Source organism: Pseudomonas sp. CH61, from assembly GCF_059429415.1.
On record NZ_CM182098.1, the window covers coordinates 2,126,465 to 2,150,379 of the forward strand.

General features: G+C 58.6%; 19 protein-coding genes. 15 read left to right on the forward strand and 4 right to left on the reverse strand.

The features are described 5' to 3' along the window. The first annotated feature begins 135 nt into the window (after window positions 1-135). The 5 genes from AC5SEM_RS09550 to AC5SEM_RS09570 all read left to right on the forward strand — a co-directional run bounded on the left by AC5SEM_RS09550 (window position 136) and on the right by AC5SEM_RS09570 (window position 6,107). Window positions 136-1,137 carry a magnesium chelatase ATPase subunit I gene (locus AC5SEM_RS09550; protein ID WP_495472787.1) on the forward strand — a complete coding sequence of 334 codons (1,002 nt, stop codon included), beginning with the start codon at window positions 136-138 and terminating at the stop codon, window positions 1,135-1,137. A 2-nt stretch (window positions 1,138-1,139) separates the two neighbouring features. Beyond that, window positions 1,140-1,802 (forward strand): vWA domain-containing protein, encoded by a 663-nt coding sequence (locus AC5SEM_RS09555; protein WP_495473457.1) that lies wholly within the window; start codon window positions 1,140-1,142, stop codon window positions 1,800-1,802. Between the two features lie 177 nt (window positions 1,803-1,979). After that, a complete protein-coding gene (locus tag AC5SEM_RS09560) occupies window positions 1,980-3,626 on the forward strand; it encodes a phospholipase D-like domain-containing protein (RefSeq protein WP_495472788.1) in 1,647 nt (548 codons plus the stop codon). 377 nt (window positions 3,627-4,003) lie between these two features. Then, window positions 4,004-5,563: a TerC family protein gene (locus AC5SEM_RS09565; protein ID WP_495472789.1), complete on the forward strand. Its 1,560-nt coding sequence runs from the start codon at window positions 4,004-4,006 to the stop codon at window positions 5,561-5,563. 295 nt (window positions 5,564-5,858) lie between these two features. Then, window positions 5,859-6,107, forward strand: a complete 249-nt coding sequence (locus tag AC5SEM_RS09570; protein WP_038368375.1) for a type II toxin-antitoxin system Phd/YefM family antitoxin — start codon at window positions 5,859-5,861, stop codon at window positions 6,105-6,107. Window positions 6,108-6,143: 36 nt separating this feature from the next. Here the strand turns inward: AC5SEM_RS09570 and AC5SEM_RS09575 are convergent, their stop codons facing one another. Continuing rightward, window positions 6,144-6,575: a thioredoxin family protein gene (locus AC5SEM_RS09575; protein ID WP_495472790.1), complete on the reverse strand. Its 432-nt coding sequence runs from the start codon at window positions 6,573-6,575 to the stop codon at window positions 6,144-6,146. Window positions 6,576-6,914: 339 nt separating this feature from the next. On the opposite strand from AC5SEM_RS09575, the gene AC5SEM_RS09580 reads away from it, so the two are divergent. The 8 genes from AC5SEM_RS09580 (at window position 6,915) to kdgK (ending at window position 13,744) form a co-directional block, all read left to right on the forward strand. Then, on the forward strand, window positions 6,915-7,763 hold the full coding sequence (locus tag AC5SEM_RS09580; RefSeq protein WP_007912334.1) for a transporter substrate-binding protein: 849 nt from the start codon (window positions 6,915-6,917) through the stop codon (window positions 7,761-7,763). Window positions 7,764-7,814: 51 nt separating this feature from the next. Further along, the gene (locus AC5SEM_RS09585; RefSeq protein WP_460091167.1) at window positions 7,815-8,477 is read left to right on the forward strand and encodes an amino acid ABC transporter permease; all 663 of its coding nucleotides are present in this window, start codon (window positions 7,815-7,817) and stop codon (window positions 8,475-8,477) included. 9 nt (window positions 8,478-8,486) lie between these two features. Next, on the forward strand, window positions 8,487-9,149 hold the full coding sequence (locus AC5SEM_RS09590) for an amino acid ABC transporter permease (RefSeq protein WP_495472791.1): 663 nt from the start codon (window positions 8,487-8,489) through the stop codon (window positions 9,147-9,149). After that, window positions 9,146-9,937 carry an amino acid ABC transporter ATP-binding protein gene (locus AC5SEM_RS09595; protein ID WP_110719164.1) on the forward strand — a complete coding sequence of 264 codons (792 nt, stop codon included), beginning with the start codon at window positions 9,146-9,148 and terminating at the stop codon, window positions 9,935-9,937. Before AC5SEM_RS09590 ends, AC5SEM_RS09595 begins: the two co-directional genes overlap by 4 nt. 30 nt (window positions 9,938-9,967) lie before the next feature. Beyond that, entirely contained in the window at window positions 9,968-10,357 is a 390-nt protein-coding gene (locus AC5SEM_RS09600; RefSeq protein ID WP_007912330.1) for a RidA family protein, read from the forward strand. A 294-nt stretch (window positions 10,358-10,651) separates the two neighbouring features. Beyond that, complete coding sequence (locus tag AC5SEM_RS09605; RefSeq protein WP_034154292.1) at window positions 10,652-11,416, forward strand: IclR family transcriptional regulator; 765 nt, start codon at window positions 10,652-10,654, stop codon at window positions 11,414-11,416. 42 nt (window positions 11,417-11,458) lie between these two features. Beyond that, window positions 11,459-12,673 (forward strand): amino acid deaminase, encoded by a 1,215-nt coding sequence (locus tag AC5SEM_RS09610; protein ID WP_495472792.1) that lies wholly within the window; start codon window positions 11,459-11,461, stop codon window positions 12,671-12,673. A gap of 132 nt (window positions 12,674-12,805) precedes the next feature. Beyond that, a complete protein-coding gene (kdgK, locus tag AC5SEM_RS09615; protein ID WP_495472793.1) occupies window positions 12,806-13,744 on the forward strand; it encodes a 2-dehydro-3-deoxygluconokinase in 939 nt (312 codons plus the stop codon). 108 nt (window positions 13,745-13,852) lie between these two features. On the opposite strand, the gene AC5SEM_RS09620 is transcribed toward kdgK, so the two are convergent. After that, window positions 13,853-14,128: a peptidylprolyl isomerase gene (locus AC5SEM_RS09620; RefSeq protein ID WP_007912322.1), complete on the reverse strand. Its 276-nt coding sequence runs from the start codon at window positions 14,126-14,128 to the stop codon at window positions 13,853-13,855. Between the two features lie 51 nt (window positions 14,129-14,179). Further along, the gene (locus AC5SEM_RS09625; protein ID WP_495472794.1) at window positions 14,180-16,717 is read right to left on the reverse strand and encodes a hybrid sensor histidine kinase/response regulator; all 2,538 of its coding nucleotides are present in this window, start codon (window positions 16,715-16,717) and stop codon (window positions 14,180-14,182) included. A gap of 113 nt (window positions 16,718-16,830) precedes the next feature. On the opposite strand from AC5SEM_RS09625, the gene AC5SEM_RS09630 reads away from it, so the two are divergent. Beyond that, window positions 16,831-17,940, forward strand: a complete 1,110-nt coding sequence (locus AC5SEM_RS09630) for a PilT/PilU family type 4a pilus ATPase (protein ID WP_495472795.1) — start codon at window positions 16,831-16,833, stop codon at window positions 17,938-17,940. A gap of 135 nt (window positions 17,941-18,075) precedes the next feature. After that, window positions 18,076-21,849, forward strand: coding sequence for a hypothetical protein (locus AC5SEM_RS09635; protein ID WP_495472796.1), 3,774 nt, complete (start codon window positions 18,076-18,078; stop codon window positions 21,847-21,849). 47 nt (window positions 21,850-21,896) lie between these two features. Here the strand turns inward: AC5SEM_RS09635 and AC5SEM_RS09640 are convergent, their stop codons facing one another. Then, window positions 21,897-23,852: an acetoacetate--CoA ligase gene (locus tag AC5SEM_RS09640; RefSeq protein ID WP_495472797.1), complete on the reverse strand. Its 1,956-nt coding sequence runs from the start codon at window positions 23,850-23,852 to the stop codon at window positions 21,897-21,899. Between the last annotated feature and the right edge of the window lie 63 nt (window positions 23,853-23,915).

Here is a 23,915-nt window from a genome sequence, read left to right on the forward strand (position 1 = left end):
ATATCAGGTCGGCGTACCTTGAAAGAACACCTCGGTCAGTTCCCTCTCCCTCCGGGAGAGGGCTAGGGTGAGGGCCATCCCAACTGACACACCACAACGCCAAGAACACCAATGACCACGACAGAGAAAACCCAAATGACCGACACCCCGCATTTCCCGCTCTCCGCCGTGGTCGGTGCCGATGACCTGAAACTCGCCCTGTGCCTCACCGCCATCGACCCGAAAATCGGCGGCGTGCTGATCGAAGGGCCGCGTGGCATGGCCAAATCGACTCTGGCCCGTGGCCTGGCCGATCTGCTCGCCAGCGGCCAGTTCGTCACCTTGCCGCTGGGCGCCACCGAAGAACGTCTGGTCGGCACCCTCGACCTCGACGCCGCGCTCAGCGAGGGCCGCGCGCAATTCTCACCGGGCGTGCTGGCCAAGGCTGACGGCGGTGTGCTCTACGTCGATGAAGTCAATCTGCTGCCTGATCACCTGGTGGATCTGCTGCTCGACGTTGCCGCCAGCGGTACCAACCTGATCGAGCGTGACGGTATCTCCCATCGGCATTCGGCGAAGTTCGTGCTGATCGGCACCATGAACCCGGAAGAGGGCGAGTTGCGTCCGCAGCTGCTTGATCGCTTCGGCTTGAACGTCGCCCTCAGTGGGCACACGGTGCCGACCGAGCGCGGACAGATCATTCGTCGGCGACTGGATTTCGACAGCGATCCGCAAGCGTTCTGCGCGCAGTGGGAAGCCGAGCAACAAGCCCTGCGTGTGCGTTGCGAAAATGCTCGCGCTGTTTTGGCCAATATTGCGCTGGACGACGCCGCACTGGCGCAGATCACCGAGCGTTGTTTTGCCGCCGGCGTCGACGGTCTGCGTGCCGATCTGGTCTGGTTGCGCGCGGCTCGCGCCCATGCGGCTTGGCGCGGCGCTGAGGAGATTGGCGAAGAGGATATTGATGCCGTGGCCGAGTTTGCCCTGCGCCATCGTCGCCGTGAGCAAGCGCCTTCGAGTCCGCAACAACCGGCGCAGTCGCCGGCCGAAACTCAAGCCTCGCCGAGTGAAGGGCAGGGCCAGTGGGGCGACCTTCCGGCGCCCGCGCTTGCTACTGGCGCTCGTCGTGAAGTGCCGAGCTGGCCAAAAAAGCCTTAGGCATTCGCCCCCGATCCGACGCGGGGGCGAATGCCAGACCCCGCGCCGGGCGGCTGGACAACGGACGCCAAGGCAAGCGTCATGCCGCTCGTGGCGGTACAGTGAACTGGCCGGGCACGCTGCTCAATGGACGTCCTCGAGTACGTGAAGATCTGCTGTTCCAACTGCGCACACGCTCGCCGCATGAACTGTGGCTGGTCATCGTCGATGCCTCAGGCTCGACGCGGCGTCATCACGCCTTGAGCGATGCCAAAGGCCTGCTCGCGCAACTGTTCGATGATGCCTATCGCCAGCGTGCGCGGCTGGCATTGCTGACCGCCAGTGGTTCGGCGCCGCGATGGCAGGTGCAAGGGTTGAAGGCGTCGAGCGGCTTGCGCGTCTGGCTGGAAGCCTTGGGAGCTGGCGGCGGCACGCCGTTAATGGCGGCACTGATGCAGGCGGAGCAATGGCTGGCAGTGCGGCGCAAGCGCTTTCCCGCTGAACAGCAACGTTTGCTGGTGGTGACCGATGGGCGTTTGAAACAGTGGTCAGGATTGCCGGCGCTGGAATGCCCGGGCTTGTTGATCGATATCGAGCGAGGACCGATCCGGTTGGGGCGGGCGCGGGATCTGGCTTCAGCGTTGAGTGCAGAGTATCGACATATCGATGAGCTGAATTCTCTCTGATACCTTCTGTGTCTGGTCGATGCAATCGCGAGCAGGCTCACTCCTACATTTGGAATGCGTTCCCCTGTAGGAGTGAGCCTGCTCGCGATTGCATCGACCCGGTCTAGAGCCGAACACTCAAAACCCGCATCCCTGCTCTATGCTGCCCCCCCCCAGCCCAATCACAAGGAGTGAGCGATGCGCGTACTGGTCAAAAACCATCAAGACGATTTCCGTGTCAAAGCCTACGCCGGCACCAACGGCGTGCTGCTGGCCATGGATCTGGCCGAACCACGGCGCCAGGGCCTGCTGGGTTTCGCCATCGAAAAGCAGCAGGGCGCCAAACCCTGGTTGTTCCTGTTCAACAGCCTGACCTTCCCGAATAAGGCGCACACCTTTCCCCAGTTCCACGCCACACCGAGCGATATCGCGCCGCTGCAGAGATTTCGCTGGGCCGATTACGCGGTCAATCCGGGCATGACCCTTCACTATCGCGTGCACCTGGCCTACGGCACTGCCGATGCCGTGCAGTTGGGCGAATCGCTGGAGCTGACGATCACTTCCGATGACGGTCACCCGAGCAATCAAAGTGTTATTTTCAATCGCGCCGTTGCCGCCAGTCAGGCATTCCAGCGCAAGTTTCCCGACCTCGACGCGCAGATCAGCGCCAATAAAAACATGCCCATCGAAGCCTGGCCGGATGCGGCCCGTCAGTGGCTGGAAAACGGCTTGCTCGGGCGCTTGCTGGGTTTTATCGAGCGTGCGGTCGATGGCCAATGGGCGCTGGACATTGCCATCTACGAATACCAGTTACAGGCGATCATCGATGCGGTGAACGCAGCGTTCGTGCGGGGTGTGCAGGTGCGGGTGCTGTATCACGCCCGGCCGGATGACGAAGACACTACGATCAACGAAGCAAGCCTGGCGGCGCTGCCTCCTGCGAGCAAACGCGGGCGAGTGACCCACAACATCTTTCACAACAAATTCATCGTTCTCAGCCGCGCCGACGCCAGTGGGGAGCAGCAGCCTGAAGCGGTTCTGTGTGGCAGCACCAATTTCACCGCCAACGGGGTTTATCGGCAGGCCAACGTGGTGCATGTGCTGGACGACGAATCGGTTGCTGCCAGTTATCTGCAAACGTTCGAGCAGATCTGGGTACAGCCGGATGATGTCGGTGTCACCCGCGACTGGATCACCGAACACAACCCGATGAACCCGCAGCAGCCGCTGTTTGTCGGGTTTTCACCGCGTACCGGCGGGGCTGACCTGCAGGCGTTCGAGAGCATCATCAGCGCGGCAAAGAAGGACGTGCTGTTCGTCACGGCGTTTTCGCTGCCGGATGCGATTCTCAACGCGCTACTCGGCCAGCCCCACGACGAGATTTTGCGTTATGGCCTGCAAAACACCGCCAGCCGCATCACTGGGTTTCATGCCGACCGCAGCGCTGAATTCGCCGCCACCGCGTTGCTCAACACTGGGTTGGAAGGCTGGTTGCGCGAGAACATGAAAGGTCAGAAAGGCAATCTGCTGGTGCACACCAAAGCGGTGGTTACCGACTTCACCACGGACACGCCGACGATCATCAGCGGCAGCCACAACCTCAGCGCTTCGGCCAGTAACGGCAATGATGAAAACTACCTGATCATTCGCGGCGATACCGATCTGGCCGACCGCTATGGTCTGGAATTGCTGCGGTTCTACGAGCATTACCGCTTCCGTTATTTCGCGAAGAAACTGGCGTTGAAACAGGTGAGTCCATTGGCGGCAGGCGACAGTTGGACCAACGATTACTACATCGAAGGGGATTTGCGCCAGCTGTCGCGTCTGCGCTTTGCCGGACGTTGACACCGTACTGTAGGAGCTGCCGCAGGCTGCTATCTTTTGATTTTAATTGTAAAAAACAAGATCAAAAGATCGCAGCCTTCGGCAGCTCCTACAGAGGTATTCGGTGCTGATTACAGATTTTGAAATGATTTGCCGCTGTAGGAAATGTTCCCAAAGCCTGTACGCTCCAAGGCCATTTTTCATTCAGGATTTACATGAACACCCTCTCGGAGCCTCCCAGTCGCACCTTCCCCTCGCGCCATGGCGCGGTCTTGACGCACTCGCAGCATCCAGTTTTCCGACATCCGACTATCGTTGTTAACGCGGCTCCAGAGCCTTCGCGTTGCGCTTTGCCGTGTCCGGCAGCCTGAATTCACCGAGAGAGATAGAGACGTTTTATGGAATGGTTAGCGGATCCCACGGCCTGGTTGGGCTTGTTGACATTGATCGTGCTGGAACTGGTGCTGGGTATCGACAACCTGGTGTTCATCGCAATTCTGGCGGACAAACTGCCACCGCATCAGCGTGACCGTGCGCGGATTATCGGCCTGTCGCTGGCGCTGATCATGCGCCTTGGCCTGTTGGCGAGTATTTCCTGGCTGGTGACCCTTACGCAGCCGTTGTTCGAGGTGTTCGACAAGAGCTTCTCCGGCCGTGACCTGATCATGCTGTTCGGTGGTGTGTTCCTGTTGTTCAAAGCGACCATGGAGTTGCACGAACGCCTGGAAGGCCACGTCGGTGAACGCACGACCAACGCCGCTTATGCCATGTTCTGGCCGATCGTTGCGCAGATCGTGGTGCTTGATGCGGTGTTCTCGCTGGATGCGGTGATCACGGCCGTGGGCATGGTCGATGAACTGGCGGTGATGATGATCGCGGTGATCATCTCGATTGGCTTGATGATCGTTGCCAGCAAGCCGCTGACGCGCTTCGTCAACGCGCACCCGACGGTGATCATGCTGTGTCTGGGCTTCCTGATGATGATCGGTTTTGCCCTGACGGCCGAAGGTCTGGGCTTCCACATTCCGAAAGGTTATCTGTACGCCGCCATCGGTTTCTCGATTCTGATCGAGGTGTTCAACCAGATTGCCCGGGCACGCCGCAAGCGTTCGATGCAGGGCCTGCGGCCGATGCGCGAGCGCACGGCTCATGCGGTCCTGCGCTTGCTGGGCGGGCGCAAACTGGCGGCGGAGGAGGTCGGCGAGGAGATCTCCGATCTGCTTGATGACGGTGATGCGCCAAGTGCCGAACTGTTCGATCGTCGCGAACGGGTGATGATCAGCGGCGTGCTGCAACTGGCCGAGCGCCCGATACGTGGGCTGATGACGGTGCGTGCCGATGTCGACACCCTTGATCTGGCCGATGATCGCGAGGCGATTCGCATCCGCTTGATGCACTCGTCCTACTCGCGTCTGCCGTTGATTCGTAACGGCGCGGTGGATGAGCCTTTGGGCTTCGTGCACAAGAAGGAACTGCTCAAGGAATATCTGGCCGGCACCGAGCCGAATCTGGAGCACCTGGCGCGCAAGACCATCAACCTGCTCGACAGCTATTCGATCCTCAACGCGCTGGAGCAGATGCGCGCAGCCTCGACTCACATTGCTTTTGTGGTCAACGAATTCGGTGATTTCGTCGGCGTGTTGACCATGACCGACATTCTCGAGTCGATTGCCGGTGAGTTGCCGGATGCCAGCGAAATCGAAGGCCCGGATGTCGTCGAGGAGCAGGGCGGTTATATCGTCAGTGGTGCGTTGAACCTGGCGCGTGTGCGCCAACGCACCGGGTTTGGTGCGCCGCCGACCGAGGATTATCAAACCATGGCCGGGTTGGTGATGAGCCTGCTGGATCGATTGCCTGTGATCGGTGACCGTCTGGAGCTTGAAGGTTGGCAGATGACGGTCAAAGCGGTGGAAGAGCGGCGGGTGACGCGGGTGTTGCTGGTGCGCGCTGCCGCGTAATACTTGAGTTCTCTACTAACTGTGCCGGCCTCTTCGCGAGCAGGCTCGCTCCCACATTGGAACGCGTTTCAAATGTGGGAGTGAGCCTGCTCGCGAATGCTTTGGCTCAGGCACCGCAGTATTCACTGATGAACAGTGTAGCGATCCTTCCTGTTCCCACCCAAGTGCGAGAAACATCTGACGGACAACGCAGAAACGTCGCTGGAAATCACGTGGTATCGTCAAATGGATCGAAGTTAAGAACTTCAGAGGTGCTATTTTAGGTGCTACTAAAAGTACTTCAGGAAGCACCTTAATGGCACACATCGTTCTTTCCCACGTAGTAGCGAGTATTTCCGAATTGAAAAAAAATCCGATGGGCACCGTGGCTGCTGGAGGTGGACGCTCCGTAGCGATTCTCAACCGAAATGAACCAGCGTTTTATTGCGTACCTGCCAAAGAGTACGAGGCAATGATGACGCGTCTTGATGATCTGGAGTTGATCGCGCTTTGCAAGGAGCGAGAAAACGACCCCACCATCAAGGTCTCGATAGATGACCTATGAGCTGGAGTTTTCTGAAAAGGCCTGGATTCACCCCGTTCAGCACTGACTCCGCAGGCGCGCACGTGCAACGGTGCGCAAAGTGCGAAGCGTATGACGCAGCCAAGGCAGATCATGCGTTTGTTTGCGGACGGCAACGGGCGCTTTGGTCTTGCCGATATGCTCGGCGAAATCCCGTGCGAGGGTTTCTTCGGTGCCGATGCCTTTGAGTTTTTTCACCAGTTTGCCGTTCTGGAAGAACAGCACGGTAGGCGTGCCCGTGACCAGCGCACAACGGGGGCATTCACTGGTGTTGAGCATGTAGATACAGGCGATCAGCCGATAGGGCTCTGCGATCTCGCGAAACACCGGCGCGGCCCATTCGCACGCGGGACAGCGGTCGCTCCCGAAATACAGGATCACCGGGCGCCAGGTCTTCAGGGCTTTGCGGTAGGTGGGATGCAGAGTGGACAGTGGGACGTTCAGAGTCATGAAAATCTCCGTTTTTACGACGCTACTGATTCCACTGACGGTAATCCAGCAAGATCCTTCCGCCTACTGTCAGAGTTGACAGGTGCACCGCGCCTCATTTTGTGCGAGGCGCCTCGAAATGTGGCGCGAATACCCCGCGCGTGTAGCCAACGGTAGCGAGTCGTGTTGGCGCCTTGGGCAACAACGTCACTGTCCCTTTCTGCATCTCTTTGATTTCTAAACCATTTCATTGCACTACAGATTATCCAACAATCCTGTGGCACACTTTCTGCTGTCTATTCCGTAGTAACAAACCGTGTTCCGGTATAGCGGAATAAACACCATCCTGGAGTGCTTGCCATGCATCGCCGTCCTTCGTTGTTCAAAGCGTGTGTTTTTGTTCTTGCGGCTTCGTCCGCTGTCATGGGTATGGCCCAGGCAGCCGACAGCAAGCTCGACAGTGTTCTGGCCCGTGGCAAGTTGATCGTGGGCACCGGCAGCACCAATGCGCCGTGGCACTTTCAGGGTGCGGACGGCAAGTTGCAGGGCTTTGATATCGATATCGCGCGGATCGTCGCCAAGGGTCTGTTCAACGACCCGAGCAAGGTCGAGTTCGTGGTGCAGTCGTCCGATGCGCGGATTCCCAATCTGCTCACCGACAAGGTCGACATGAGCTGCCAGTTCATCACCGTTACCGCCAGCCGCGCGCAGCAAGTGGCGTTCACGCTGCCGTACTACCGCGAAGGCGTTGGCCTGCTGTTGCCGAACAACAGCAAGTACAAGGAAATCGAAGACCTGCAAGCCGCCGGCGACAGCGTCACCGTGGCGGTGCTGCAAAACGTCTACGCCGAAGAACTGGTGCATCAGGCCTTGCCGAAGGCCAAGGTCGATCAGTACGACAGCGTCGATCTGATGTATCAGGCCGTTAACTCCGGTCGCGCCGACGCCGCCGCCACCGACCAGTCTTCGGTCAAATACCTGATGGTGCAGAACCCTGGCCGCTACCGTAGCCCAAGCTATGCGTGGAGCCCGCAAACCTACGCCTGCGCAGTCAAGCGTGGCGATCAGGACTGGCTGAACTTCGTCAACACCGCACTGCATGAAGCCATGACCGGCGTTGAATTCCCGACTTATGCGGCGTCGTTCAAACAATGGTTCGGTGTAGATCTGCCGTCGCCAGCGATCGGTTTCCCAGTCGAATTCAAATGATCCCGTGAGAGTGGGGCGATTCCCGTCGCCCCGCTCAAGGTACTGCTGACCATGAACTATCAGTTGAACTTTGCCGCCGTGTGGCGCGATTTCGACACCTTGCTGGCGGGGCTCGGTCTGGGTCTTGAACTGGCGCTGGTGTCGATCGCCATCGGCTGCGTGATCGGCCTGCTGATGGCGTTTGCCTTGCTTTCAAAGCATCGCGCCTTGCGGGTGCTGGCTTCGGTGTACGTCACGGTGGTGCGTAACACGCCGATTCTGGTGTTGATTCTGTTGATCTACTTTGCCTTGCCAAGCTTGGGCATTCGGCTGGACAAGATTCCGTCGTTCATCGTCACCCTGTCGTTGTATGCCGGGGCGTACCTGACCGAAGTGTTCCGTGGCGGTTTGCTGAGCATTCCCAAGGGCCAGCGCGAAGCGGGACTGGCCATCGGCCTCGGCGAGTGGCAGGTCAAGGCTTACGTCACCGTACCGGTGATGCTGCGCAATGTGTTGCCGGCGCTGTCGAACAACTTCATATCGCTGTTCAAGGACACCTCGCTGGCGGCCGCGATTGCGGTGCCGGAGCTGACCTATTACGCGCGCAAGATCAACGTCGAAAGCTACCGGGTGATCGAAACCTGGCTGGTGACCACGGCGTTGTATGTCGCGGCCTGTTACCTCATTGCCATGCTGCTGCGTTACCTCGAGCAGCGTCTGGCGATCCGCCGATAGGAGGCTGCGATGTACGAATCTCCGAGTTGGTTACATGAATTGTGGGTCGCGCGTGAACCGCTGTGGCAGGGCTTTTTGACCAGTGTGCAAGTGTCGGCGCTGGCGATTCTGCTCGGCACTGTGCTCGGCGTGGTCACCGGTCTGGTGCTGACCTACGGCAAGTTCTGGATGCGCGCGCCGTTCCGTTTTTACGTCGACCTGATTCGCGGTACACCGGTGTTTGTATTGGTGTTGGCCTGCTTCTATATGGCGCCGGCACTCGGTTGGCAGATCAGCGCATTTCAGGCCGGTGCCTTGGGCCTGACGCTGTTCTGCGGCTCGCACGTTGCCGAGATTGTCCGTGGTGCGCTGCAAGCGTTGCCGCGCGGGCAAATGGAAGCGAGCAAGGCCATCGGCCTGACGTTCTATCAATCCCTCGGCTACGTGCTGTTGCCTCAAGCATTGCGGCAGATCCTGCCGACCTGGGTCAACTCGTCCACCGAAATCGTCAAGGCTTCGACCTTGCTGTCGGTGATCGGCGTCGCCGAATTGTTGCTCAGCACCCAACAGATCATCGCCCGGAACTTCATGACCCTGGAGTTCTACCTGTTCGCCGGTTTGCTGTTCTTCGTCATCAACTACGGCATCGAGTTACTCGGCCGGCACATTGAAAAACGGGTGGCCCTGCCATGACTCAAGCTCAAGTTTCTTCACAGCCTCAGGCGTTGCTGGACATCCGTGGCCTGCACAAACAATACGGCGCGGTCGAAGTGCTCAAGGGTGTCGACCTGAGCATGCAGCGCGGCAACGTGGTGACGCTGATCGGCTCCAGCGGTTCGGGCAAGACCACGCTGCTGCGTTGCGTGAACATGCTCGAAGAGTTCCAGGGCGGGCAGATTCTGCTCGACGGCGAATCCATCGGCTATGACGAGGTCAACGGCAAGCGTGTGCGGCATGCGGAAAAAGTCATCGCCCGCCATCGCGCGATGACCGGCATGGCCTTCCAGCAGTTCAACCTGTTCCCGCATTTGACCGCGTTGCAGAACGTCACTCTGGGCTTGCTCAAGGTGAAGAAAATGCACAAGGACGAAGCCGTGGTGCTCGCCGAGAAATGGCTGGAGCGCGTCGGCCTGCTGGAGCGGCGCAATCACTTTCCCGGTCAGTTGTCCGGCGGCCAGCAACAGCGCGTGGCGATCGCCCGGGCCATTGCGATGAACCCGAGTTTGATGCTGTTCGACGAAGTCACGTCGGCGCTCGATCCGGAACTGGTCGGCGAAGTGCTCAACGTGATCAAGGGCCTGGCCGAGGACGGCATGACCATGTTGCTGGTGACCCATGAAATGCGTTTTGCCTTCGAGGTCTCGGACAAGATCGTTTTCATGAATCAGGGGCGGATCGAAGAGCAGGGGCCTCCCAAGGAGCTGTTCGAACGCCCGCAATCGCCGCGTCTGGCTGAGTTTCTGAAAAGCACGCGGTTTTAATTTTTCGGTTTGTAATCAGGAGAAACACCCATGAGCATTACTCGATATGGCACCGGCAGCACCGCCGCTGGCGGCCAGCCACGTCCCTTCGCTCGCGCTGTTGAAGCGGATGGCTGGCTGCACGTATCCGGCCAGGTGCCGGCGGTGGATGGCGAGATTATCGTTGGCGGTATCGTCGAGCAGACCCATCAGACCATGAAGAACCTGATCGCGATTCTCGAAGAGGCCGGTTATGGCCTGGAAGATGTCGTGCGTGCTGGCGTGTGGCTGGACGATCCGCGGGATTTCAGCAGTTTCAACAAGGTTTTCGGCGAGTACTTCAAGCCTGAACACGCACCGGCGCGGGCCTGTGTGCAGGCGAGCATGATGGTCGATTGCAAGGTCGAGATCGACTGCATTGCGTACAAGAAAAAGGCCTGAGTGACGGCTTTCCTTCACCCTAACCCTCTCCCGGAGGGAGAGGGGACCGATCTCTATCGATGCAGCTTTTGGCGGCTGATCACAACATGTGCATCGATACAGTCAGGCTCTATCTCTCTGGGAGAGGGGACTGATCTGTATCGATGCGGATTTTGCGTATGACGCTTACATTTACATCGATACGGTCAGGCTCCCTCTCCCTCTGGGAGAGGGCGGGGGGTGAGGGCAGCAATCCAACTGACACAACACCAAGGGCCAGTTACCATCCGGCGACTTTGAATGGGAACCACTGAAATGACCGAAGACACCATCAAGCGCCGGGCACGCGGTCTGGACCGGGCGTTCGATATCCTCGATTTCCTCAAGGAGATCGGCCAGCCGCTGCGCCCCAACGACATCGCCAATGGCATCGGCAGCCCGAAATCCACCGTTTACGAACTGGTCGCTTCGCTGCTGGAACGACGGATTCTGGAGCCGGTGGGCAAGGACGGTCACGTCTATCTGGGCCGGCAGTTATACTTTCTCGGTCAGGCTCACTTGCGTCACTTCGATCTCAGCCGCGAGGCCGATCACGCCTTGCAGGAGATCGTCAGCCAGACCCATGAAACCGCGCAGATGTGCCTGCTCAACGGGCGCAAATACACGGTGGCATTGATGAAGGAGGGCGAGCGGCATTTCCGCATTTCCTCCGACATCGGCGAAAACGCGCCAATCCCGTGGACGGCTTCCGGACGTCTGCTGCTCGCGCACTTGAGCGATCAGCAGATCATCGACCTGATCGACGAAGACGATTACATCCTGCCCGACGGCGAGCGTTTGCCACTGGAGCGTTTTCTCGCGGAAATCCGTCAGGCCGGCATCGATGGATTTTTCTCCTTCGACAGCGTCGCCGACACCTTCACCCATTGCTTCGCCGCACCGGTCAAAGACCCTCAAGGCGTAGCGATTTGCACGTTGTGCATCGTCGCCCCACGGGCCGATGCGAAGAACAATTACAACGACTATCGCCGGGTACTGATCGAGAGCGCCAACAGCCTCGCCCGGCGCATCAACGAATAACTGCGGCTGCCTGCGGCCGTGGACCAAGTGAGGAGTTCGACCATGACGACTGCCATCAATACTGCTGGAGAAAAGGGCGACGCCACCATTGGCGCCCGCCTGACGCGTGACGTCAGCCTGCCGGCGCTGGTGCTGCACCGCGAAGCGCTGGAGCACAACATCCGCTGGATGCAGAAGTTTGTCAGCGACAGCGGCGCGGAACTCGCGCCCCACGGCAAAACCAGCATGACCCCGGCACTGTTCAAGCGTCAGCTCGACGCCGGCGCGTGGGGCATCACCCTCGCCAGCGCGACCCAGACCCGTGCCGCTTACGCCCATGGTGTGCGCCGGGTGCTGATGGCCAACCAATTGGTCGGCACGCCGAACATGACACTGATTGCCGATCTGCTCGCCGATCCGTCGTTCGATTTCTATTGCATGGTCGATCACCCGGACAACGTTGCCGATCTCGGTACCTACTTCGCCACGCGTGGAGTGAAGCTGAACGTAATGATCGAATACGGCGTGGTCGGCGGCCGTTGCGGCTGCCGTAGCGAGCAGGAAGTCATCGAACTGGCCAAGGCGATCAACGCGCAACCGGCGCTGGCCCTGACCGGCATTGAAGGTTACGAAGGAGTGATTCACGGCGATCACGCGGTCAGCGGGATTCGTGAGTTTGCTGCGTCGCTGGTGCGTCTGGCGGTGCAGTTGCAGAACAGCGGCGCGTTCGCGATCGCCAAGCCGATCATCACCGCCTCGGGTTCGGCGTGGTACGACCTGATCGCCGAATCGTTCGAAGCGCAGAACGCCGCCGGGCGTTTCCTTAGCGTGTTGCGTCCGGGCAGTTACGTCGCGCATGACCACGGTATCTACAAAGAAGCGCAGTGCTGCGTGCTCGACCGCCGCAGCGATTTGCACGAAGGACTGCGCCCGGCGCTGGAAGTCTGGGCCCACGTGCAATCGTTGCCGGAGCCGGGTTTTGCAGTGATCGCGCTGGGCAAGCGTGATGTCGCGTTCGATGCCGGTTTGCCGGTGCCGTTGCTGCGTTACAAGGCCGGTGTGGTGCCAGCGGTGGGCGAGGACGTTGGCGCGTGCAAGGTCACGGCGGTGATGGACCAGCATGCGTTCATGACGGTGGCGCCGGGCGTTGAGTTGCGCGTAGGCGACATCATTTCCTTTGGTACTTCGCACCCGTGCCTGACGTTCGACAAGTGGCGTGTGGGGTTGTTGGTGGACGAGCAGTTGTCGGTGATCGAGAGCATGGAGACCTGTTTCTAGGGCTTGAAACCGAGTTGCGGCCTTCGCGAGCAGGCTCGCTCCCACACTTGGAATGCATTCCAAATTGTGGGAGCGAGCCTGCTCGCGAAGGCGCCAGTCCAGACACCCGCGCATCAACAGAGACAGTACAAGATGAACACCCTCAGCCCCCTGGGCCCGAACACCCCGCGCATCGCCCTGATCGGCGAATGCATGATCGAACTGCAGCAGCGCGCCGACGGCAGCCTGCAGCAAAGCTTCGGCGGTGACACCCTGAACACCGCGGTGTACCTGTCCCGCGCCATGGGCGACAAGGCGCAGGTCGATTACGTCACCGCATTGGGCGATGACAGCTTCAGCGACGCCATGTGCCAGATCTGGTCCGATGAAGGCATTGGCCTCGAGCTGGTGCAACGTCTACCGGGTCGTCTGCCAGGTCTGTATTGCATCCAGACCGATGCCAGCGGCGAGCGGCGTTTTCTCTATTGGCGCAACGAAGCGGCGGTTCGCGACTGCTTCACCACGCCCGCCGCCGAGCCGATTCTGGCGGCATTGCCAGACTACGATGTGCTGTATTTCAGCGGCATTACCCTCGCTGTACTCGGTGCGCTCGGCCGGGAAAAACTGATCCAGACGCTGATCGAAGCGCGTCAGCGTGATGCGCGCATCGTCTTCGATAACAACTACCGGCCACGCTTGTGGGCCTCTGTCGAAGATGCGCGCGCGGCGTATCGCAGTGTGTTGCCCTACGTCGATCTGGCGTTGTTGACGGTGGATGACGAACAGGCGCTGTTCGGTTTCGCCGATTGCGAAGCGGTGTTTGCGGCGTATGAGCAATTCGGCACGCCGGAAGTGGTGCTCAAGCGTGGTGGCGAAGCCTGTTTGATTCGCTGTGATGACGAGTCATTCGAGGTGCCGGCGCAGAAGGTCGAAAAAGTGGTGGACACCACGGCGGCGGGGGATTCGTTCAGTGCGGGGTATCTGGCCAGTCGACTATCGGCTGGTAGTCCGGCAGAGGCTGCGCAGGCCGGGCACTTGCTGGCCAGCAAGGTGATTCAGGTGCCGGGGGCATTGATTCCGAAACAGGCTTGAATGGCCGCTTGCTGCGCAATCGGTTCGCGAGCAGGCTCGCTCCCACAGGAGAATGCATTCCAAATGTGGGAGCGAGCCTGCTCGCGAAAGGGCCCTGAAGCCAACCCGTCAATCGCGGTAAAACACCTGCACCAAGTGATACCCGAACTTGCTCTTGATCGGCCCATGCACGGTGCGCAACGGCTTTTTGAAAATCACCGCATCAATCGCCCCGACCATCTGCCCCGGCCGCACTTCACCCAGATCGCCGCCGCGTTTGCCGGACGGGCAGGTCGAAAATTTCTTCGCCAGCACATCGAACGCTTCGCCCTTGGCGATGCGTTGTTTGAGCTGTTCAGCCTCTTCGGCGGTTTTCACCAGAATGTGGCGGGCTTGGGCTTTCATCGTGCGGTACCTGATAACGGGGTGACGGCGGGGCGCGGATTATGCCTCAAGTCACGGGGTTTGGCTGATCATCGTGCGGATCTTGCTGGCGAGCAGCTCAATGGCAAACGGTTTGGCGACCATGTCCATGCCATCCTCGAGAAAACCCTGACGCTCGGCGGCTTTCTGCGCATAACCGGTCATGAACAACACCTTGAGACCCGGCCGATGCTGACGGGCGATTTCCGCCAGTTGCCGGCCATTCATGCCGGGCAGGCCGACGTCGGTGACCAGCAGATCCACGCGCAGATCTGACTCCAGCAGCGGTAGGGCGGCCTTGGCATCTTCGGCTTCATAGGCTTGATAACCCAACTCTCTGAGTAGATCGAGCACCAGCATGCGCACCGCCGGGTCATCTTCAACGACCACCACGGTTTCGCCAGTCGCCGTCGCCGGCGCTTGTTCAATGGGCGCGATAGCCGGCCGTTCCGCCTCGACGCCGTACAAGCGCGGCAAGTACAAGCGCACACACGTGCCCTGGCCCGGCAGGCTGTCGAGGCTGACGTGGCCACCTGACTGCTGGGCAAAACCATAAATCATCGACAGCCCCAACCCGGTGCCCTGGCCGATGGGCTTGGTGGTGAAGAACGGATCGAAGGCCTTGGACCGCACCGAGGGCGTCATGCCGGTGCCGTTGTCGCTGACCGCGAGCATCAGGTAATCGCCGGCCTTGACCGGTTCGAGCGTGGTGATGTCACTGCCGTCGAGATAGACGTTGGCGGTCTCGATCAACAACTCGCCGCCATCAGGCATCGCGTCGCGGGCATTGATGACCAGATTGAGCAGGGCGTTTTCCAGTTGGCTGACGTCGGTGCTGACCGGCCAGACATTTTCTGCCAGACGCAGTTTGAGGTCGATCGGATCGCCCTTGGTGCGCCGGATCAGATCTTCCAGCGAATGCACCAGATCATTGACGTTGAGGGTCTTGCGATCCAGCGATTGGCGCCGCGAAAACGCCAACAAGCGATGGGTCAGCGCCGCTGCACGATTGGCCGATGACACCGCCGCTTCGGTAAAACGACCAATTTCGTCGGCCCGGCCGTTGGCAATATAGCGCTGCATCAAATCGAGACTGCCGATGATCCCGGTGAGCATGTTGTTGAAGTCGTGGGCGATACCGCCAGTGAGCTGACCGACAGCTTCCATCTTCTGTGCGTGGCGCAAGGCATCTTCGGCGCGCTCGCGTTCGAACATCTCGTTCTGCAAACGCTGATTGGCCTGGGCCAATTGTTCGGTGCGGGCGCTGACCCGTTCTTCCAGGGTTTCGTTGAGATTGCGCAAGGCTTCTTCGGTTTTCTTGCGCTCGGTCTCGTCGATCACAAAGATATAAAAGCCGTTGACGGCGCCGTCCGCCCCGTAGCGTGGCAGGTAATTCATCAACGCGTGACGACTGCTGCCATCGCGATGCGGGGTGTACAGGCTAAACGAACAAGGCCTGCCGGCCAGAGCTTCGGCTATGTAAGGCAGGCGCAGGAAATACGCTTCTTCACCAATGACTTCGCGAATCGTGCGTCCGTAAAGCTCCTGCGGTGTTAGCCCGTACCAGTCCAGATAGGCCGCGTTGTTCAGGCGGAAGCGTTCTTCACGGTCGACATAACTGATCAGGATCGGCATGGCGTTGATGATCAACTGCAGTTCGGTCTGGCTCTGGCGCAACGCCTGTTCGGTGTGTTTGCGCTCGGTCAGATCCAGCGCCGCCCCGAGGAAACGCATGGGCCGGCCATGGTGATCCTTGTAGCAACGCCCGCGAGCGAACACCCAGCGCACCTCGCCATCGGCTTGCAGCAAGCGATATTCCTCAGCGTATTCGGTGCCGTAGGTGATGCAGTGTTTGATGCTGCGCGCGACCATCGCGCGGTCTTCAGGGTGCACGCCTTGCAGGTAATCGCTGATCGGCAATCGGCCGGACAGGCCGGGATCAACGCCGTGCAGTTGGGCGAAATGCGCATCAGCGATAAAGCGATCTTCGCCGATGTCCCAATCCCAGGTGCCGACGGCATCGGTCGCGGCGAGGGCCAGTTGCAGACGTTCCTCGGTTTCGCGTTGCGCCTTGAGGCTTTCATCGGAGCGTCGTTGCAGCTCCAGGGCGATGCGCCGGCGTTCGTTGGTTTCGATGGCGGTGACCAGGATGCCGGCCACTTGCGCGGTTTCATCACGGATCGGGCTGTAGGTCAGATCCAGCCAGAAGTCGGATTCTTTGCCGTCCCGTTGCAAGGTGAAACGTCTTTCGCTGTAGGTGCGTACCTGGCCCTGTAAGACGGCGCTGTAAATCGGGTCGGTAAAGTCGCGAAGTTCCGGCCAGATCTGGTGTGCAGGCTGTCCGAAAGCGTGCGGATGCTTGTGGCCGGCGAGCAGAGCGAAGCCGTTGTTGTAGATCTGCGTGAGCTGCGGCCCCCACAACAGCAGCATCGGCATGGGCGAGTGAATCACGATGTCCACCGCAGTACGCAGGCTCTGCGGCCAGTTGCCGGCAGCACCCAGCGGGCCACGGCTCCAGTCGGTGCGGGCGATCAGTGCCTGAGCGTCGTCGGTGTTCGGTACAGCATTCATTACATCAGTCCTGAGCGTGGTTCGGTGAGGCGACGTCTATCATTGTTGCAGTTGATCTGCGCCAGGCGCAGGCCATTTTCTGTTCATTGAATGCTTCGCGGGTGCTTTTTGCCATGGAAATCGATGCACTGTTGTCAATTTTGTCCAATAAAAACGGTTCGGATCTGTTCCTGTCTACAGGAGCACCGCCCAGTGCGCGTATCGATGGCGTGCTCACGGCGTTGAGCGAACAGCCTTTCAAGAACGGTGAGACCGCCGCCATTGCCGCCTCACTGATGGACGTCGAGCAACGACGGGAGTTCGACCGGGATCTGGAAATGAATCTGGCGATTTCGCGAGCGGGCATTGGTCGCTTTCGCGTGAACATCTTCAAGCAGCGCAACGATGTGTCGATCGTGATTCGTAACGTCAAACTCGACATACCGCGTTTCGCCGATCTGAAACTGCCGGCGGTACTGCTCGACACCGTCATGCTCAAGCAAGGGTTGATCCTCTTTGTTGGCGCCACCGACTCGGGGAAATCAACCTCTCTGGCGGCACTGATCGACCATCGCAACCGCCACAGCTGCGGGCACATCATCACCATCGAGGATCCGATCGAGTACATCCATCGTCACCAGCGCTCGATCATCAATCAACGGGAAGTCGGGGTCGATACACGCAGTTTTCATGCTGCATTGAAAAACACTCTGCGCCAGGCACCGGATGTGGTGCTGATCGGCGAAATCCGCGACCGTGAAACCATGGAGCATGCGTTGGCATTCGCCGATACCGGGCATTTAGTCCTCTCGACGTTGCACGCTATTAACGCCAATCAGGCGCTCGACCGGATTATCAATATGTTCCCGGAAGAGCGGCGGCCGCAGTTGTTACAGACGTTGGGCAATAATCTGAAAGCATTTATCTCGCAGCGGTTGGTGCGCACTGTGGACGGGCAACGCAGGGCTGCTGTCGAGGTGTTGCTGGGCACGCCGACCATCGCTGATGTGGTTCGGCGTGGTCAGTTCGAAGAGCTGAAACCCGTGATGGAAAAATCCGCCGAACTGGGCATGCAAACATTTGATGCTGCGCTGTTCGCGTTAGTCGCCGAAGGTGCAATCAGTGCGCAGGAAGCGTTAAAGAGTGCGGACTCGGTTAATAATTTGAAGTTGCGGATGAAACTTTCTGGCGAGACAAGTGGCGGCGATGATTCAATGTCCGAGGGCTGGGGGTTGGTGGATTGATATTTGATCCGTTGTTTTTTTGCATGATGGCGTGAAATAACGCCTCATATTTTTTAGGTGGATTGGTCACCTTGAAGAAAGTAGAACGTCGTCGGGCTGAAGTTGTCAGCTGGTTAACTTGATGAGGTTCTAAGTGTGAGTGATAAAGTTCGCAGTAAAATATTCTGGTCTTCGGCAGTTGGACTTTCCGAATGGAAGTATCGTTCTGAAGCTGATGCCGTTGAACGCGAAGGGGTGTTAGCCCAACTGGAGGAAGCGTTAACCCGATACTCGGATGATCAAAAGATCAATTGGTATGCGCATGAAGTGGAATTGCAGGCGGGATCGTCGATGTACGAAATCTATAATCCCGGCCGGCTCCTGCTCAACGAACTGCTGGTAACTGGCCCGGTAATCGGTGCGCTCGCCCGCGAAGAGGCGCGCGATCATGATGGGCTTATACGCGTTACGTCTAACGGCAAGATGGAAGTCCGTGCCTTCAGCGGTTGGGTGGATCTGGTGGCGGCGCGTCACTTTGAATACAGTGAGCCGACCCGGTCTACATTAAGATTGATTACCGATGTGGCCGAGGTGGCGGGCGGTTATATATGGCCCGACAACGATATAACCCTCGACCAATGGTTTCGATTTCATGACATCAATATGCCAGAGAACAAGGCGAAGGTCAGAGAGCTGATTGCCTTGTTCAAATTTAATCCTCAAGTGAGTGAGCCTGGAAACTATTGGGAGCATTTTCAAACTGAAGATAAAACATGGGTCGTGTTGAGCGAAGATCAGTTTTCGGCTATCCGTAATGCAACTTTCAAGTTGATGCCGGGGAGGAAACTCCTGGCCGCCCTATACAATGTAACCGGTCGCGCCGCTGTCACGCATGAGAGCGCTGGCCAACTCATCACCGGGTTTGTCAATCATCCGATTGCACAGACGCTTGCCGGCGACTATCTAAAAGAGTTGGGTTGGTTCGGTGTTGACCAAGGGCAAACGGTTTCCGCTGACATTCTCCGGCAATTGCTGATGACGGCAATATTGCTTGATCTGGATCCGTCTATTGGTCATGGCGTGCAGCGCAATCGTGTTGTTGGATTTGATCTGTATGCGCCGGGCAATGTAGACCGTCACCCATCGGTCGTGCGTGAAGAACTGACCACTTTGCTGCGAACCATGCAATGGGTTGATATTGGGTTGGAGCCGCTGGTCGCTCACTTGTTATTGGCACGCAGCGCCCCGGAGTTTCTAGTCGGGGATATCCCGTCGTCGATTACTCTCGGCTCGATCGGGTGGATCAGTTTCTGTCGTGCGGTCATGTTGGCCGAGAGTGTAAAATTCGGCGCGACGCGAGTAATGACCTATGCGCAGATCATGGCTTATGGCGAACTGGAAGCGGTCAGTGAGTCGCAGCAGCACAAACGTGATCTGGCTATGATCGATCCGATCGTTGATTGGGCGCTGATCAATCAGATCGTAACAACCACTGATCTTGAGCAGGCGGAGGAAACCAGCACCCGCCGTGCGGTTGAAGCGTTCGAGCAACACTCGGAGAAATTCGCTCAAATCGCCAGGGCATTTTCGACGCCGTTACCCGACAGAGCGAAGATTGCTCGTGCGGCTTTGAAAATCGCCGCACCGGGTTGTGACACTCTGGACGAAAAAGCACTGTCCGAGCTAGGCGGGCAGCAGGTCATGTCCATGGTCGACCTGCATCAGTCGGGCGACTTGGTCACTGGTCAGTGGGACAGGCGTACGGTGCGTCTGGTTACTAACGGTATCCCCAAGCCGGCCATCAACTACAACCCGTCCGGTGTCAGCCTCTACAAACGTTATCCGGATTTATTGAAACTAGCATCCTGTGACGAGGAGATGGATCGGCAGTTGGCCGTGTATTTCAATGATTTGAACAGCGCTATGTTATCCACCGTGAAACTCGCTTTGGCGCAGATGCCGGAGGCGGATCTGCACGTCTTCACGAATGCCGATATTCACTTCCTCACGGTACGCGAGTCCGCCGTTTATCATAAATCGCGTCGGCTCAGTGGCCCGCTGAAGATTGATCTCGACCAGGAAACACGGCAAAGCAGAGATGCCGCTACGGGACGTTTTGGCATTGTGATGTATGCGTCCAACGACAATACCGACCTCTGCTATGAGCTGTTCACATCGCGTGCAGAAACTCGAAGAAATGACGCCTTGGCTGTTTTCATCAAACGAGAGCGGAAGTTGCAGCAACGCTCAAGAATGAGCGCCAGCGGGGATGTGACGTTTCCACTGAGTATTACAGCGACTCAAAGCCTCCCGCTCGACATCAAGCGCTATACCCATGCCACTGCCGAAGATGCTTCCATTACCAGCAGCATGGCCATCATCGATAATTTTGGCAGGCTGCACGGGCCGCAAACACCTTCAACGCCAAAACCGGGTTTCTATCAAAAATTTAACGACCCGAATATCACCCGTATCGCCGATTTTCTGGTTCAAAATCGCCCCTACCTGAATAAACATGAACTGAGAGAAATAGTTCGCATACCGACCCCTCTCGAGCTTTCGAGGGAGGAGGGTGATCGATTGCTGACCTATTTCATTGACTTGTTGGTGCCTTTCAAAAAGTGCATCGAGGATATTGCCTCGGGCGAACACGACAAGGTGGTGGATGGGATCTACGGATGTTTGATGGATGGTATCGGTCTGGTCGGAACGGTGGCGGGAGCGAGCTCCAAAGTGTTGAGCATTTCGGCCAAGGCTATTTCAACGACAGCCAAAGCTGCGCGGTTTACCCGGTTGGCATTCACCTCGGCCATTGGTCTTTTCAATCCGCTGGATGGCGTGCCTTCTGGCATACAGGCGGGCGGCAAACTGGTTCACAAGGGTTTGTTGCGGTTTAACAGAAACAGCCATGAACTCGTGGCCATCGCGAACAGCCAGTTGCACAAGCTTAGTGGACGCCGTCAATCCTATGATCTGTTCAGTGCGTCCGATAATGCACATTTGGGGCTGGGTCACTGGAAGCCACTTGGCACCAATGGCAACGTTGTTGCTGTTCTGGCCGCACGCAGTGGCAACAAATGGTATGCCTTGAACCGTCGTGGCAATCTGTGGGGCAATCCATTGAAAGGCTTCGCGTATCAAGCCCCTCTGCAATTGCCGTACTCGCCCAAGACACTGCCAGTGAGCTACACGCGCAATTTCATCGAAAAAAGTCTGCCCCGCGCTCGAGCGAAGATCGACAACGCCATTGATGTCATCAGTCGACATGAGTTCAAGCGAGACCGTGATTGGCTGATGCAGGCATTGTTCGGTACCACGTCGCAGATGGCTACTGATCGACTGGTGAATTATCTGCGGTTGATTCGCTTTGATTTCGCCGGCTTCTCGATGAGCAACACGCTTCTCGATGGGTTCAAGCATAACGAAACAATCGCTTCGTTCGATGTGGACAACTACCAGCGGTGGAAAAACGCGAGTTCCAGCGACGCGTCTGATATTGCGTTTGTCGAGATCTATACTCGCAACCTGAACAAGCATTTCGTCAATCTGGGCTTCAACCATGATGTGGTGGCAGATGACCTGATCCATGAGCTGTTCCACGGCAGTGCGCAGACCGTGGATGTCGGCTACGCCACCGACACGGAGTATAAAAGCGACAGTGGCCAGCGACTGGATGTGGCGCAACTGCTGAATCTTGCGTCCGGTTTCCTGGCTGTATCGGGTGCGGTCTCAAGCTACAGCTACCATGAAGTTTCCGAAGCCTTTGAGAATGCCGACTCCCTTGCACTAGCCACTTCGTTGCTGAGTCAGATGACGACAGACAAAGCCACGTTTGATCGCAACATGACGATCATTCGCAGCGCACTCGACGCCGGTGGCGGTAGCGCGATTGTTCAGCCGGTTGTCATTACGCTGAACAAACCCCGCTGAAACGGGCGCTGCCGCCTGCGTCTGTTGTCAGAGCGCCAGCGCCGGGTTCAAAGGCTCAACTCCGGCCGATCCCGAAACTGCTCCAGCGCTTCGGGATTGGCCAGCGCATCGGTGTTTTTCACCGGCCGTCCATGCACCACCTCGCGCACGGCCAGTTCCACAACCTTGCCGCTGATGGTGCGTGGAATGTCCGTCACCGCAACGATCTTCGCCGGTACATGCCTTGGGGTGGTATTGGCGCGGATCACCTGGCGGATTCGTTGTTCCAGCGCCTCGTCCAGTGTCAGCCCTTCACGCAACCTGACAAACAGCACAACGCGCACGTCATCCTGCCACTGCTGACCGATGGCGACGCTGTCCAGCACGTCGGCGACCTTCTCGACCTGACGATAAATCTCCGCGGTGCCTATGCGCACGCCGCCGGGATTGAGCACGGCGTCCGAGCGCCCATGGATCAGCATCCCGCCATGCGGCCGTTGTTCGGCGTAATCGCCCTGTGCCCAGACCCCGGGAAACAGGCTGAAATACGACTGCCGCAGTCTTGTTCCGTCCGGGTCATTCCACAGGCCGATCGGCATGGCCGGAAAATGCCGGGTGCAGACCAGTTCGCCTTTTTCGCCGATCACCGGTTGCCCGGCGTCGTTCCAGACTTCAACCGCCATGCCCAGGCTCTTGCCCATGTTCTCGCCGCGACGCACGGCGCTCATCGGGTTGCCATTGACGAAACACGAGACGATATCGGTGCCGCCAGACATCGACGCCAGGCACACATCCGGTTTGAAGTCGCGATAAACGAAGTCGTAGCTTTGCGGCGACAGCGCCGAACCGGTGCACAGCAGCGTTTTCAGGCTGCCCAGATCATGACTTTCGCGGGGTTTGGCACCGCTGCTTTCCAGGGTCGCGAGGAACTTGGGGCTGGTGCCGAACACACTGATGCGTTCATCGTCGATCAAGTCGAGCAAGCGCTGATTGTCCGGGTGAAACGGTGAACCGTCGTACAGCACCACGGCACTGCCGACCGCGAGCGCCGAGACCAGCCAGTTCCACATCATCCAGCCGCAGGTCGTGTAGTAAAACAGCCGGTCCCCGGGGCCGAGATCACAATGCAGGCCGTGCTCCTTGACGTGCTGCAGCAACACGCCGCCGGTGCTATGGATGATGCATTTCGGCACACCGGTGGTGCCGCTGGAATACAGCACGTACAGGGGATGGTTGAAGGGCACCGCGACAAAGTCCGGTTCGCCGCCCGACTCATAAAACTCGTCCCACAAGGTCACGTCGGCGCCAGTGCGGTAAGTCTCGACCTGGGCCTGAGGCTGGGCGTAAGGCACGATGATCAACTGCCGTAACGTTGGCAGCTGTTCGAGTATTCCGTTGATCTTGTCGGTCTGGTCGATGGTCTTGCCGGCATAGCGATAAGCGGCGCAGGTGATCAACACCTTCGGCTCGATCTGACCGAAGCGGTCGATTACGCCGTGGGTGCCGAAGTCCGGTGAGGAGCACGACCAGATCGCGCCGAGGCTGGTGGTGGCCAACATCGCCACCAGGGTCTGCCAGGTATTCGGCATGCACGCCGCGACGCGATCGCCGAGGCCAACACCGGCGGCTTGCAGGCTCGCTTGAAACCCGGCGACGTGCTCGGCGAGTTCGGCCCAAGTCAACTGCTCGCGCTGGCCATTCTCCGCCACGCTTATCACCGCCACAGCATCGTCGCGACGACGCAGCAGGTGTTCGGCGAAGTTCAGCGTGGCGCCGGGAAACCACTCGGCGTCGGGCATTTGTGCGCCTTCGCGCAGCACGGCGTCGGGCTGGGTGTGAAAGCGGATATCGAAGGTATCGACGATGGCCTGCCAGAACTGCGCGCGCTGCTCGACGCTCCATTGGTGCAGGGCGGGGTAGTCGTCGAGTTTCAGATGATGACGTTGATTGACCGCGCAGCGGAAGGTGTCCATGCGCGATTGGGCGATACGGTTGGCGTCGGGTTGCCAGAGGATGTCGGACATTGGTTGCCTCTTGTTTTATTCATGCACAAGGTCGAACGCACACATGACACCTGTGGGAGCGAG